This window comes from Chromohalobacter sarecensis (assembly GCF_023061135.1).
In the GTDB taxonomy this organism is placed as follows: Bacteria; Pseudomonadota; Gammaproteobacteria; order Pseudomonadales; family Halomonadaceae; genus Chromohalobacter; species Chromohalobacter sarecensis.
The window spans coordinates 170,502-183,804 of sequence record NZ_JAKGAN010000003.1; the positions used below are offsets into that span (position 1 = coordinate 170,502).

Sequence of the window (13,303 nt, forward strand, 5' to 3'; positions counted from 1 at the left end):
CTTGCTTGGGTCAAAAGGCGTCGAATGCCGAACGAATCCACTCGAACGACACGTTGGGTGGCGTGCCGGTGACGCCTACGACGTCGAAACGACATGCACATGATAGCCCGTTGCGATGGAGATAAAAACGTGCCGCGCTGACCAGGCGGCGCTGCTTGGCAGCGGTCACGGTCTCGAATGGATGCCCATGGCTGACATGGGTGCGATGCCTTACCTCGATGAATACCAAAGTCTCGCCATCGCGCATGACGATATCGATCTCGCCGCGCTTGGCGTGCTGATTGGTATCCACCAACTGTAAGCCATGCGTGCTCAGCCAGTCGGCGGCGCGACGCTCCATTTCGAGGCCGCGCCGCCGTGGGTCATGGGTCGAGCGTGACATTGCCGATATCCAGGTCGGACTCGCCGGTCAGTAGCGGTGCGGGCACGCCGGACTGGAATTGGGCCCAAGGTAATGTGCGTTGGATCCGTCCGTCCTCGCGTGCTTGAAGCGTGCCGGTTGCGCCGAAGACTTCCAACGAGTGCAGTGCCTGCATTAGCGGGAGACGACGTGCTAGTTCGTAGGCATCGACGCCCATGGCGTTGAGCTTGAGCAGGCTTGGATCATCCTGGGCGCCGAGCTCGCGGTAGGTGGAGTAGAACGGCAATGCTTCTTCGCCGCCGGCCGCCGCATCCGGTATCAACCAGGGAATATCCATGAACATTACGTCGTTGAGGTCATGGTCGGCGCGCGGTTGGGGTTGGCCGCTGTAGACCTGAGACGTCGCGTAGACGGGGAGGTCGCCCGCATAGTAATAGTCCAGCGTGGGCGGCACTTGGCGCGCATAGCTAGGCAAGGCCACCAGGAAGAGCATGTCGATATCCTCGTTACCACTGCGCTTGCCGCTGGCATTCAGCAGGCGCTTGGCCGCCTCGCTGACGGAGCCCTTGGGATCATAGTGCACGACGGCATCGAGCTCGCCTTCGCGGTCTTCCCAATCCGTGCGGAAGGCTTTGAAGATGCGTTCGCCCCATGCGTTGTCGGGAATCAGTGCGGCGGCTTCGTGATGGCCATCCAGGCGCGCGCGCTTGGCGGCCTGGCGTGCCTCGTCTTCGGCCGATAGCCCATACTGGAAAAGCTCGTCCGCTTGGTTGCGATCGTGCTCGCCGTAGTTGAGAGCTAGTGTCGGCAGGGCGACGTCATCACGCTGCTCGAGTTGCGATACCTGATCCTTGTCGAGCGGTCCGAGCACCACTTGTGCACCGTCCATGGTGGCTTGTGCATACAGGGCTTCGATATCTCCCGTGCTGCTATCGTAGTACGTCAGTTGTGGAGTCTGTTCGCCCTGATTGAGGGCATCCATGTGACGCGCCTCGATGCCCTTCTTGATCGCTTTGGCCACGTTGGCCAGCGGGCCGGACTCAGGGAGGAAGATGGCAATGTGCTTGACGTCATTGCCGCGCAGGTCCTTCAGTGCGGATAGGTCGCTCGGCAGGCGGCGGGCAGCGGGATGGTTGGAATAATTCGAGCGCCAATCGTTCAGCGCCTCGGTGAGGCGAGACATGTCGCCGCCGCTTTGACGGTAGAGTCGTGCGAGCTCGACCCAGCCTTGGGTGAGGGTGTCGTCCTGGTCCTCCATGCGGTCGAGCGCGCTCTCGCTCAGTCGTGACAGTGGTTTCCAGATGTCGTCGTTGAGTTCGAAAGGTGCCTCGTCGCGTTGCAGATCGATCAGAGACTCCGCCGCCGTACGCGATTCGCCCATCAGTGTCAGGGCGAGGCCGCGACGATGGCGTAATGTTTGCTGCGCGTCGCGCGGCATGTCGCCGATGTCGTCGAGTATCTGTGTGGCAGCCAGGGCGCTCCGGCCATCTTCCTTGCGCAGGCTGAGCTCGGAGATCAGAAGGGCCCGATCGATGTGGTCCTCGCGGGTTAACTGCGATGCATCAAGGTCTCGAGCGATGTCCAGCGCCTGCTCGTCATTGCCTTGCCGTGATAAGATATTGGCCGCCTGAAGCCTGCTTTTTGCTGCCTGCGAGGCAGATTGCTCCTGGGCCTTGTCGAGCAGTTCGCCGGCGCTGAGACCCTGCGAGGTGGGGCGTGTATCGCTGGGCCCCGGGCCGCTGGCGCACCCGGCGAGGAGTAGAGCGATCAAGGCGAGCCCGAACAGGCTGCGCAACGATTTGGGCATGGTGTCATTCCTTTATGGCGGTGTGACTCGGACGATTCCCTGTTCCGGATGATGTCTGACGCATGCTGAGCCTGGCGCCGACCGCATGATCCACTGGCGCGTGGCGCTGGCGACATGACACGACGCAAGTTATCCAATAGAGCGTCGCAACCGGGATGTTAACGAATGAGCGAAGGATGTGAAGGGTCATTGTACGTGGTCGCCACGCCGATTGGGAATCTCGAGGATCTGAGTCCTCGTGCGGCTCGTCTACTCGGTGAGGTGTCCTGGGTAGCTGCGGAGGATACGCGGCACAGCGCACGCTTGTTGCGCCATCTGGGCATTGATAAGCCGCTGGTGTCGCTGCATGAGCACAATGAAGCGTCGCGGGTGACGGCGTTGCGCGATGCGCTGGCCTCCGGTCAGGATGTGGCGTTGATCAGCGATGCAGGGACGCCATTGATCTCAGATCCTGGCTTCGTGGTGGTGCGGGAGCTGCGTGCCAGTGGTCATCGAGTCATTCCCATACCCGGCGCCTGTGCACTGATCGCGGCGCTGTCGGCGGCCGGTTTGGCGACGGATCGCTTTCTCTTTGAAGGGTTTTTACCCGCTAAGGGAGGCGCGCGACGCCAGCGTCTGACAGCCGCGCTGGAGCGTGAAGAAACTCTCGTCTATTACGAATCGCCGCATCGCATTCAGGCGACTCTTCAGGATATCGCGACGCTATTCGGCTCGCGGCGCGTGGTTCTGGCGCGGGAATTGACCAAGACGTTCGAAACCTTTCTCGACGCTGATGCCGAAACATTGCTGACGCGCATGCGCGAAGACCCCAACCAGGCGCGTGGCGAATTCGTGATCATGGTGGCAGGCGCCGAGCCTCGGGACGACGAAACGCAAGCCTCGGCCGAAGGCGAGGCATGGCTTGCAGCGATGCTTGCCGAAGGCGTCGGCGTCAAGGCCGCAGCGACGGTCGTGGCCAGCCGTCTGGGAGGGCGCAAGAAATATTGGTACCAATGCGCACAGGCCCTCAAGGACGGCGATGCGTAACAATGTGCCCTGGCGGGGCTTGGGCGCTTGAGGGGCCTGCGAGGGGCTGTTATTCTTGCGCGCTTGGGAGCCGGCCGGACAGTCGCCGCCGCGTATTGCGTGGGGGAGGAAAGTCCGGGCTCCATAGGGCAGGGTGCCAGGTAACTCCTGGGCGGCGTGAGTCGACGGAAAGTGCAGCAGAGAGTAGACCGCCTAAGCGGGCTTTGGCCCGCCGGTAAGGGTGAAAGGGTGCGGTAAGAGCGCACCGCGCGCCTGGTAACAGTGCGTGGCAAGGTAAACCCCACCCGGAGCAAGACCAAATAGGAACCCAAAGGCGTGGCCCGCGCTGGGTTCGGGTAGGTTGCTTGAGGGTCGTGGTGACGCGACCCCTAGAGGAATGGCTGTCCTCGACAGAACCCGGCTTATAGGCTGGCTCCCATTCGAATTTCAGATCTCCGGGTCTGTGCGCGTCATGCCGCGATGTCTGCCTTCGGGCGGTCCAAAACAGCGGCGGCAGGCCCTAACGCCCGAGTGATTCATGCAGCATCGTGACAATCCCGAGAAGGACCCGCTTTCCGATACGCCGAGTGCGGTCGATGATCGGGCGGCTGATTACCGACACGCGAGTGTGTTGCTCGACGGTGCGGTAGACGCACTGATCACCGACCCCGACGGCTGCTATCTGGATGGCACCTTCGGTCGCGGTGGGCATTCCCGCGCGATCCTCGAGCGGTTATCGCCACAAGGACGCTTGTTGGCCATCGACCGCGATCCGGCGGCGCTTGCCGAAGGCGCCGCACTGGACGATCCGCGCTTTTCCCTTCAATACGGCCGCTTCGCCGAGCTGGATAGCATCGCCCGCGACCATGCATTGCACGGCCGCTTAGGGGGCGTGTTACTCGATGTCGGCGTTTCATCGCCGCAGCTTGACGACCCTTCGCGTGGTTTCAGCTTCTTGCGTGATGGTCCGCTCGATATGCGCATGGATCCCACCCAGGGAGAAAGTGCCGCCGATTGGCTGGCCCGTGTCGCCGAGCGCGAAATGAGCGATGTCTTCAAGCGTTATGGCGAGGAGCGCTTTGCGCGTCGCATTGCCAAGGCGATCATCGCGCGCCGCGCCGAGCAGCCGATCACACATACCGGAGACCTGGCGGAACTCGTCAAGGCCGCGCACCCGGCCTGGGAGAAAGGCAAGCACCCCGCGACGCGGGTGTTTCAGGCGATTCGCATTCATATCAACGGTGAGCTCGAGCAGCTCGAGGCTGCGCTTGCCGCCGCACTCGAGGCGCTGGCGCCGGGTGGGCGTTTGGTGGTGATCAGTTTTCATTCCCTGGAGGATAGGCTGGTCAAACGCTTCATTCGCGACCAAGCGCGTGGCGATACGCATCTGCCACGCGATTTCCCGATTCGCGATACGCAGTTGAATCGACGTCTGGCCATGGTCGGCAAGGCGAGTCGTCCCGGGGAGCGCGAGGTGGAGGAGAACCCGCGTGCGCGCAGTGCCGTGATGCGTGTGGCCCGAAAACTCGACTGAGGTTCGTGATGGCGGCTCAAGGACGAAACACCGCACTCAAGTCAGGCTGGCCGTTTGCCAGCCGCTTGCGTTGGCGTCATATCATCCTGCTAGTGCTGATTGGCGTGATGCTGATCAGTTCGCTGGCATCCATTGCCAGCACCCACCTGACGCGTGTGCAATATGCGCGTTTTCAAGAGCTGGAAAGCGAGCGTGATAGCTTGCAGACCGTTTGGGGGCGGCTGCTTCTCGAGGAGAGTACTTGGTCGGCGCCGGCACGGGTGGAAGACATGGCCGTCGAACGCCTGGAAATGCGCGTCCCTGATGTCGATGACGTCGAGGTGATTCGTCCATGAGCCGCGAGCGTCGATCCACCACGGGGCGTCGTGCGCCGAATAACGGGCCGATGGGCCGTGGGCGCTACCTTTTCTTGCTGGCCATCATCATCATCGGGCTGGGCGCTCTGGTCGGTCGCATCACCTATCTCAACGTCATCGATCGTGACTTCCTGCAAAACCAGGGCGATTCGCGAACGCTGCGTGTCGAGCCGATCAATGCGCACCGAGGGATGGTATCCGACCGCAATGGCGATCCGCTGGCGATCTCCACGCCGGTGGTCACGCTATGGGCCAACCCTCAGGAGCTACCTTCCGACCCGATCCAACTGGCGACACTTGCGCGCGCCTTGAAAATGGATCCCGATGCACTCGAAGCGCGTGTCGAGCGTTATTCCGAACATGAGTTCATGTATCTGCGGCGGCGTCTGACACCAGAAGCGGCAAAACCCGCCCGCGATCTCGATATACCGGGTGTTTACGCTAAAGACGAGTACAAGCGTTATTACCCCTCGGGGGATGTTGCCGCGCAGCTAGTGGGTGTCACCAATGTCGACGACCATGGCCAGGAAGGCTTGGAGCTGGCCTACGACGACTATCTCAGTGGCCAGCCTGGCAAGCGTCGTGTGCTCAAGGATCGCAAGGGCCGTCTGGTGCGCGATCTACACTTGCTCAAGGATGCCAAGCCAGGGGGCGATCTGACGCTATCGATCGACCTGCGCTTGCAGTACATGGCATACCGCGAATTGCAGAAATCCGTCGACGATCATGATGCCGACGGTGGCTCCCTGGTCATGATGGATGCGCGCAGTGGCGAAGTCCTGGCGATGGCCAACCTTCCGTCTTATAACCCCAATAATCGCACTTCGATCGACATCAATGGCTTGCGCAATCAGGCGGTGACCGACGCCATCGAGCCGGGGTCGGTCATGAAACCGTTGGCAATGTCGGCGGCGTTGGCGACGGACAAAATCGACCCCGATACGATCATCGATACCTCGCCGGGGTGGATGGTCATCGATGGGTACACGATCAGCGACTTTCGCAATTACGGCAAGCTGACCCCTGGGGGGATTCTGCTGCATTCGTCCAATATCGGGATGTCGCATATCGCCTTGCAACTGGACAAGGGCACTATCTGGGAACAGTACCAGAAGTTGGGGCTAGGGCAGCCCCCGGGGACCGGCTTTCCGGGCGAAGGCAGTGGTAGTCTGCCGTCTTTAACCGGCTTATCGCGCAGTGCCCAGGCGTCCATGGCTTATGGCTATGGTATTGCGCTGACGCCGCTGCAACTCGCCAGTGCGTACACGGCGATCGCCAATGATGGCCGGCGTTTGCATCCCTCGCTGTTGAAGCGCCCCTCGGCGCCGATCGGTGACCAGGTCATGTCACCCACGATCGCGCATGAGTTACTGGGCATGTTGGAGAAGATCGTCCAGCCCGATGCCGGTGGCTCGCACGCGATGGTGGAGGGATATCGCATCGCAGGCAAGACCGGTACGGTTCGCAAAGTGACCGCCGGAGGGTATCAGCAGAAAGCCTATCGCAGTCTATTTGCGGGTATCGCGCCGGTCTCCGACCCCCGCATCGTGACGGTGGTGATGATCGACAATCCCAAGGGAGATGATTATTACGGCGGTCTGGTGGCGGCACCGGTCTTTGGTCGTGTGGTCGGCAAGGCGCTGCGCCTTCTCGATGTGCCCCCCGATAAACAGGAGACGTCCGAGTGATGGAAATCGATACGCAACGTTTGGTAGACGTCCTGGCGTTGCTCTGGCCATCGCATGCCACGCCCGCGCTGCTAGAGGGCTGGTGTCCTGCGCTATCTACCTGCGAGATGACGCTCGATAGTCGCGAAGCGGGGCCTGGCGTCGTGTTCGTGGCTGTGCCGGGAGTGGATGCCGATGGACGTGCCTTCATCGGGCAGGCGCTCGCCTCTGGCGCGGACGCGGTGCTCTACGATAAGGATGCGGTGCCGGAAGGCGTTCCTCTGCAGGACGCGCGCGTGCTCGGCGTGCCGGAATTGCGTGCGCACCTCGGCGAGTTCGGGCGTTATTTGTTCGCCGTTCCCGAGACGCTGGAGTTGATTGGTGTGACCGGTACCAATGGCAAGAGTTCGGTCACCCATTACATGGCTGCGCTGTCGGAATCGCTGGGGACGGCGACGGCGGTGATCGGTACCCTGGGAGTCGGGCGCCCCGGGCAATTAGAGTCCGCTGCACTGACGACACCGGGGCCGCTGGCGCTTCAGGCATCATTGGGGAGCCTGGGCGCGCAGGGTATCGAGCGTGTCGCCATGGAGGTCTCATCGCATGCGCTCGCACAAGGGCGCGTGACCGGGTGCCGGTTCCAGGCGGCGGTGTTCACCAATATCAGCCGCGATCATCTTGATTATCACGGCAGCATGGCCGCCTACGCAGCGGCCAAGGCGCGTCTTTTCAAGCATCGCGAGCTATCGTTGGCGGTGGTCAATGGCGATGATCGCTTGGCACCGTTGATGCTCGCTGGCCTGCCCAAGGGCGTGCGTGTGCTCGCCACGGGATGTGATGAAGCGACCACCTTGCGTGTCATCGACTGGTTTCCGCATGCGCTCGGGCAGCGTGCCTTGATCGCGACGCCGGAGGGCGAGCGTGAGCTGGAGCTGTCGCTGCTGGGGCGTTTCAATCTCGACAACGTGCTCTTGGCGATGGCGACACTCTATGGCCTGGGAAGCGACTTGACCGCGTTGTTCGACGCCGCGGCGAAGCTTGCGCCGGTGCCGGGGCGCATGCAGCGACTGGTCGCGGACGGCGCACCGACGGTGGTGGTCGACTACGCACATACGCCGGAGGCACTGCGTAACGCACTCGATGCGTTACGCGCGCATGTGCCCGCCGAAGAAGGGGCCAAGCTATGGTGCGTTTTTGGGTGCGGCGGTGATCGTGATCGCGGCAAGCGTCCGCTGATGGCGCAAGCCGCCGAGGCGCTGGCCGACCGCTTGGTGGTCACCGACGACAACCCGCGTGGCGAGCCGGCAGCGGCGATTCGCGACGAGATCGTGGCTGGGCTCTCGAGTACAGGCAAGGCTTGCACGCAATGCGTGGCGGGACGTGGCGAGGCGATCGAGCATACCTTGCAGGAAGCCGGTGCGGACGACATCGTGCTGATCGCTGGCAAAGGACATGAAACCTATCAAGATATCGACGGCCGGCGTTATCCGTTCAGCGATGTCGAGGTGGTGCAGGCGGCACTCGACCGACGCCGGGAGCATGAGGCATGAGCGCGACGACGCTACACGATATCGCCGCCTGGCTGGGGGTGTCGCCTCCTGCGGAGGATGCCGAGGCGGTGCAGGTGGTGAGCGATACACGCTGTATAGCCCAGGGTGACGTCTTCCTGGCCTTGGTCGGCGAGCGCTTCGATGGCCATGATTTCCTGGAAGAGGCGCGCGCCAAGGGAGCGGCCGGGGCGATCGTCTCGCGCCCCGTGGCGAGTGCCTTGGTCCAGGTCGAAGTCGCCGACACGCGCCTGGCGCTGGGTATGCTAGGACGCGTTCGTCGGCGCGCCTGGTCGGGTGAATTGGTGGCGGTTACTGGCAACAGCGGCAAGACTACGGTCAAGGAAATGCTTGCCTCGATCTTGTCCTGCTCGCAGCCCACCCTCGCCACGCAAGGTAATCTCAACAACGATATCGGCGTGCCGCAGACATTGCTGGGCTTGTCGCCGGCATATCGCCGTGCGGTCATCGAGTTGGGCGCCAATCACCTGGGGGAAATCGCCTGGACGACGGCGCTGGCACGTCCCGATGTGGCGGTGATTACCAATGTCACGGGCGCGCATATCGGCGAGTTCGGTGGTCTCGGGCAGATCGCGCAGGCCAAGGCGGAAATTCTTCAGGGCCTGCCGGCCTCAGGTACGGCGGTGCTTAATCGCGACGATCGGTTTTATCCTCTGTGGCGGGAACTGGCCGGCGAAGCTGAGGTGCTCGATTTCGGGCTCGACGCCACGGCGAGAGTGCGTGCCCAGGCGCTGGTCTGTGACGACGCCGGGCGTTATGCTTTCACGCTATCCGTGGATGGCGAGCCATTGGGCCGGGTTCAACTGGCCCTGCTGGGGCGCCACAATGTGCTCAATGCGCTGGCCAGTGCGGCGGCGGCATGGGCACTGGGTGTTTCGGGCGAGGATATCGTTGCCGGGCTCGAAGCCTGTGAGGCAATGGCGGGGCGCATGGCGAGCGTGCCGGGGCTGCGCGGCTCGCGGCTGCTAGACGATACCTACAATGCCAACCCCGGTGCGGTTCGCGCCGCCTTGGCGGTGCTGGCCGATATGCCCGCGCCTCGCTGGTGCTTCTTGGGCGCCATGGGAGAGCTGGGCTGCGATAGCGAGCGCTTGCACGCTGAGCTAGGCCGTGCCGCGCGGGAACTGAAGATCGACTTTCTCGGCACGTTCGGTGCCGATGCTCGCCCTGCGGTGGCGGCATTCGGCGATTCGGCGTGTCATTTCGATGATTGGGCGACGCTCGTGCGTTATGCCCACGACCATCTCCCCTCTGGGGCCAGTGTGCTGGTCAAAGGGTCGCGCAGTGCCGGCATGGAACGCTTGATTGCCGAACTGCGCACGGATGCACCAAGGTGAACGCGACTCATGCTGCTTTTCCTGGCTGACTTATTGGCGAATTTTCAAAGCGCCTTCAACGTTTTCAACTACCTGACCCTGCGCGTAATCCTGGGAACGCTGACCGCGCTCATGCTGTGCCTATGGTTGGGGCCTCAGGTCATCAAACGCCTGGTCGAGCGTCAGATCGGTCAAGCGGTGCGCGACGATGGACCGCAATCGCATCTTTCCAAGGCCGGCACGCCGACCATGGGCGGCGCGATGATTCTCATCGCCATCGCCATCAGTACCTTGCTATGGGGAGATCTGACCAACCACTACGTGTGGCTGGTGTTGGCCGTGACGCTAGGCTTTGGTGCCATCGGCTGGGTCGACGATTACCGCAAGGTCGTGGAGAAAAACCCGCGCGGTCTACCGGCACGCTGGAAGTATTTCTGGCAATCGGCCATTGGCCTCGGCGCGGCGGCGGTGTTGTACCTGACGGCTGCCAGCCCCGTCGAAGTCAGCCTGATCGTGCCCTTATTCAAGGACGTCGTAGTGCCGCTGGGGCTGTTCTATATCGTGCTGACCTATTTCGTCATCGTCGGCAGCTCCAACGCGGTCAATCTCACTGATGGCCTCGACGGCCTGGCGATTATGCCCACGGTGCTCGTTGCCATGGGGTTGGCGATCTTCGCCTATGCGAGCGGGAATACCGTCTTCGCACAATATCTGCATATTCCTTTGATTCCGGGGGCCGGCGAATTGGCCGTCTTCTGCGGCACCATCGCGGGGGCCGGACTGGGGTTCCTGTGGTTCAACACCTATCCGGCCCAGGTGTTCATGGGCGATGTCGGGGCGCTGGCATTGGGCGCGGCGCTGGGCGTGGTCGCCGTCATCGTGCGTCAGGAAATCGTGCTGTTCATCATGGGCGGCGTGTTCGTGATGGAAACGGTCTCGGTGATCCTGCAGGTGGGCTCCTACAAACTGACGGGGCGACGCATCTTCCGCATGGCCCCGCTGCACCACCATTTCGAGCTCAAGGGCTGGCCGGAGCCGCGGGTGATCGTGCGTTTCTGGATCATTACGGTCGTGCTGGTATTGCTGGGACTGGCTACGTTGAAGATTCGCTGACATGACCAAGGTGCCCGCCGACTATACGTTGATCATCGGGTTAGGCGTCTCCGGCCAGGCGATCGCGCGGCATCTGACCCGTCAGGGGGTGCCGTTCATGATCGCCGATACGCGCGAGACGCCCGCCGGCCTGGAGACTTTTCGCGCTGTTTATCCGCACGTCGAGGTGGCGTGCGGTCCGCTGCAAGCGCTGGATATGCGCCAGGCGCGTGAAATCGTGGTTAGCCCAGGGATTGATTTACGCACGCCAGGGCTTGCCGAGTACGCGAATGCCGAGGGCGAAGGCCCACCCATAGTCGGCGAAATCGCGCTTTTCGTGCGTGCGTGTCGCGCACCGATCGCCGCCATCACCGGATCCAATGCCAAGTCGACGGTAACCACGTTGCTCGGCGAAATGGCGAGAGAAGCGGGGCGACGCGTCGCGGTCGGGGGGAATCTCGGCACACCGGCGCTCGACCTGCTCGCCCAGGTGCCGGACGCCGAGCTGTTCGTGCTCGAACTCTCCAGTTTCCAGTTGGAAACCACCGCCCGGATGGGTGCCGAGACGGCGGCGTTTCTCAATCTTTGTGAAGACCACCTGGATCGCCATGGCGACATGCATGGCTACCGGGCGGCAAAGCAGCGTGTCTTTCGCGGCGCGCGGCATGCCGTCGTCAATGCCGACGATGCCGCCACATGGCCTGATGCCGAGGTCCACGAAGTGGCACGATTCACTACCGGCTCCCCTGCTGGCGACGATTGGGGCATCGCCGAACATGCAGGGGAATCCTGGCTCATGCACGGTGACACGCCACTGATGCCGACGCGGGATGTGCGTATGCCGGGGCGGCACAATCATGCCAATGCGCTGGCGGCCCTGGCGATGGGCGCGCAATTGGAACTGCCGCTGGCGGCGATGTGCCGCGTACTCGAGTATTTTCCTGGCTTGCCGCACCGAGGCGAGTTGGTAGTCGAGCGCGACGGGGTGCGCTGGATCAACGACTCCAAAGGCACCAATGTGGGCGCGACATTGGCGGCGATTGACGGGGTCGGGCCGGTACTCGAGGGGCGCCTGATCTTGCTGGCGGGGGGTGACGGCAAGGGCGCCGATTTCACACCACTGGTCGAGCCGCTGAGGCGCTATGCGCGCGAGGTGGTCGTGTTCGGGCGTGATGCTCAGCGTCTCGAGCATGTCATGTCCGGGCATGTCCCGGTCACCCGTGTTGCCGACCTCGACGCCGCCATGCGACGGGCACAGGCCATTGCGTGTGCCGGCGATGCTGTTCTGCTGTCGCCCGCGTGCGCAAGCCTCGATCAGTTTCCTCATTACATGGCGCGCGGTGACGCCTTCCGACAGTGGCTGACGCAGGGCGGAGCGACGACATGCTAGCGCGTTGGGAAAAGCGGCTTTCCACCCGAGGACAGGCTACCGATGGGTGGTTGCTGCTGGCGACATTCTCGTTGTTGTTGGTGGGTTGGATAATGGTGACCTCGGCGTCGTCTGAGATCGCGACCAGTCTTACCGGGAACCCTTATTACTTCAGTATTCGGCATGGCATTTTCGTGCTTTTTTCGGTCTTGCTCGGGCTTGTGGCGTTGTGTATACCGCTCGAGCGCTGGCGTTCCTGGGGGCCGGGGTTGCTGTTGCTGGGTATCGTGCTGCTTATCGCGGTGCTGCTCATCGGTCACGAAGTCAATGGCAGCAAGCGGTGGATCCCCTTGGGCTTTGCCAATATCCAGGCCTCGGAAGTTGCCAAGTTTTGCCTGATCGTTTACTTCGCCGACTACTTGCAACGCTACCTGCCCGAGGTGCGTCGTGATTGGGGCGCTTTCTTGCGGCCGTTCGTGGTGCTGGGCGTTTACGTGGCGCTGTTGATCTTCGAGCCGGACTACGGTGCCGTCGTGGTGATCGGCAGTTGCATGATGGGCATGCTGTTGATGTCGGGTGCGCCGTTGGGACGTTTTGGGCTCGTCATGATCGTGGTAGTAGCCGCCGGTGGCTTGCTGGCCGTGGCCGAGCCCTATCGTCTGGAGCGCATTACCAGCTTCGCCAACCCCTGGGCCGATCAGTACTCCAGTGGCTATCAGTTGACGCAAGCATTGATCGCTTTCGGGCGCGGGCATTGGCTGGGCCTGGGGCTCGGGAACAGTGTCCAGAAGTTGTTTTATCTACCCGAGGCGCATACCGATTTCGTGTTCGCGGTGCTGGCGGAAGAGCTGGGGCTGATCGGGGCCGTCGGCGTCGTTTGCATGTTCGCTCTGCTCGTCTTTCGTGGTCTCCGTATCGGGCGCAAGGCCGAGTTGCGTGGCTGGGCCTTCTCCGCTTGCCTGTGTTATGGCATTTCGCTGGTGTTCGGGGCGCAGGCATTCATCAATATCGCCGTCAGCACCGGCATGCTGCCCACCAAGGGGCTGACGTTGCCGCTCTTGAGTTATGGAGGCTCCAGCCTAGCGGTCAGCTGTGTCATGGTCGCCTTGTTGCTGCGCGTCGATGCCGAAATGCGGGCCAAGACACGTGCCACCCAGGCGGCACGCCAAGCCAAGAAGCAAGAAAGAGGAGAGCGCTAGTGCCTGACCAGCAAGTGTCCCGTGTTCTG

At 62.5% G+C, this 13,303-nt stretch carries 11 protein-coding genes and 1 other RNA gene; 10 read left to right on the top strand and 2 right to left on the bottom strand.

Annotated elements, in window-relative coordinates; translation table 11 throughout:
• Nucleotides 1–10 precede the first annotated feature (10 nt).
• The gene (locus tag L1071_RS06565) at nt 11–382 is read right to left on the bottom strand and encodes a YraN family protein (protein WP_246970181.1); all 372 of its coding nucleotides are present in this window, start codon (nt 380–382) and stop codon (nt 11–13) included.
• On the bottom strand, nt 363–2,168 hold the full coding sequence (locus tag L1071_RS06570) for a penicillin-binding protein activator (protein ID WP_246970183.1): 1,806 nt from the start codon (nt 2,166–2,168) through the stop codon (nt 363–365). Before L1071_RS06570 ends, L1071_RS06565 begins: the two co-directional genes overlap by 20 nt.
• A 165-nt stretch (nt 2,169–2,333) precedes the next feature.
• On the opposite strand from L1071_RS06570, the gene rsmI reads away from it, so the two are divergent.
• From rsmI to ftsW, 10 genes are all read left to right on the top strand, one after another.
• Nucleotides 2,334–3,194 carry a 16S rRNA (cytidine(1402)-2'-O)-methyltransferase gene (rsmI, locus tag L1071_RS06575; RefSeq protein ID WP_246970185.1) on the top strand — a complete coding sequence of 287 codons (861 nt, stop codon included), beginning with the start codon at nt 2,334–2,336 and terminating at the stop codon, nt 3,192–3,194.
• A gap of 66 nt (nt 3,195–3,260) precedes the next feature.
• Nucleotides 3,261–3,614: RNase P RNA component class A (rnpB, locus tag L1071_RS06580), an RNA gene on the top strand.
• 97 nt (nt 3,615–3,711) lie between these two features.
• Complete coding sequence (rsmH, locus tag L1071_RS06585) at nt 3,712–4,707, top strand: 16S rRNA (cytosine(1402)-N(4))-methyltransferase RsmH (RefSeq protein WP_246970188.1); 996 nt, start codon at nt 3,712–3,714, stop codon at nt 4,705–4,707.
• An 8-nt stretch (nt 4,708–4,715) separates the two neighbouring features.
• Nucleotides 4,716–5,042, top strand: coding sequence for a cell division protein FtsL (ftsL, locus tag L1071_RS06590; protein ID WP_246970191.1), 327 nt, complete (start codon nt 4,716–4,718; stop codon nt 5,040–5,042).
• Entirely contained in the window at nt 5,039–6,751 is a 1,713-nt protein-coding gene (locus tag L1071_RS06595; protein WP_246970193.1) for a peptidoglycan D,D-transpeptidase FtsI family protein, read from the top strand. Before ftsL ends, L1071_RS06595 begins: the two co-directional genes overlap by 4 nt.
• Nucleotides 6,751–8,280, top strand: a complete 1,530-nt coding sequence (locus tag L1071_RS06600) for a UDP-N-acetylmuramoyl-L-alanyl-D-glutamate--2,6-diaminopimelate ligase (RefSeq protein WP_246970195.1) — start codon at nt 6,751–6,753, stop codon at nt 8,278–8,280. Before L1071_RS06595 ends, L1071_RS06600 begins: the two co-directional genes overlap by 1 nt.
• A complete protein-coding gene (locus tag L1071_RS06605) occupies nt 8,277–9,635 on the top strand; it encodes a UDP-N-acetylmuramoyl-tripeptide--D-alanyl-D-alanine ligase (RefSeq protein ID WP_246970197.1) in 1,359 nt (452 codons plus the stop codon). Before L1071_RS06600 ends, L1071_RS06605 begins: the two co-directional genes overlap by 4 nt.
• Nucleotides 9,636–9,644: 9 nt before the next feature.
• The gene (gene mraY, locus L1071_RS06610; RefSeq protein WP_246970199.1) at nt 9,645–10,727 is read left to right on the top strand and encodes a phospho-N-acetylmuramoyl-pentapeptide-transferase; all 1,083 of its coding nucleotides are present in this window, start codon (nt 9,645–9,647) and stop codon (nt 10,725–10,727) included.
• Nucleotide 10,728: 1 nt separating this feature from the next.
• A complete protein-coding gene (gene murD / locus L1071_RS06615) occupies nt 10,729–12,096 on the top strand; it encodes a UDP-N-acetylmuramoyl-L-alanine--D-glutamate ligase (protein ID WP_246970201.1) in 1,368 nt (455 codons plus the stop codon).
• Nucleotides 12,090–13,274 carry a putative lipid II flippase FtsW gene (gene ftsW / locus L1071_RS06620; RefSeq protein ID WP_246970203.1) on the top strand — a complete coding sequence of 395 codons (1,185 nt, stop codon included), beginning with the start codon at nt 12,090–12,092 and terminating at the stop codon, nt 13,272–13,274. Before murD ends, ftsW begins: the two co-directional genes overlap by 7 nt.
• Nucleotides 13,275–13,303: the final 29 nt, after the last annotated feature.

Bases quoted from the DNA above. Each gene is read 5' to 3' on its own strand.
- L1071_RS06565 (WP_246970181.1), bottom strand. From the start codon at position 382: ATGTCACGCTCGACCCATGACCCACGGCGGCGCGGCCTCGAAATGGAG.
- L1071_RS06570 (WP_246970183.1), bottom strand. From the start codon at position 2,168: ATGCCCAAATCGTTGCGCAGCCTGTTCGGGCTCGCCTTGATCGCTCTA.
- rsmI (WP_246970185.1), top strand. From the start codon at position 2,334: ATGAGCGAAGGATGTGAAGGGTCATTGTACGTGGTCGCCACGCCGATT.
- rsmH (WP_246970188.1), top strand. From the start codon at position 3,712: ATGCAGCATCGTGACAATCCCGAGAAGGACCCGCTTTCCGATACGCCG.
- ftsL (WP_246970191.1), top strand. From the start codon at position 4,716: ATGGCGGCTCAAGGACGAAACACCGCACTCAAGTCAGGCTGGCCGTTT.
- L1071_RS06595 (WP_246970193.1), top strand. From the start codon at position 5,039: ATGAGCCGCGAGCGTCGATCCACCACGGGGCGTCGTGCGCCGAATAAC.
- L1071_RS06600 (WP_246970195.1), top strand. From the start codon at position 6,751: ATGGAAATCGATACGCAACGTTTGGTAGACGTCCTGGCGTTGCTCTGG.
- L1071_RS06605 (WP_246970197.1), top strand. From the start codon at position 8,277: ATGAGCGCGACGACGCTACACGATATCGCCGCCTGGCTGGGGGTGTCG.
- mraY (WP_246970199.1), top strand. From the start codon at position 9,645: ATGCTGCTTTTCCTGGCTGACTTATTGGCGAATTTTCAAAGCGCCTTC.
- murD (WP_246970201.1), top strand. From the start codon at position 10,729: ATGACCAAGGTGCCCGCCGACTATACGTTGATCATCGGGTTAGGCGTC.
- ftsW (WP_246970203.1), top strand. From the start codon at position 12,090: ATGCTAGCGCGTTGGGAAAAGCGGCTTTCCACCCGAGGACAGGCTACC.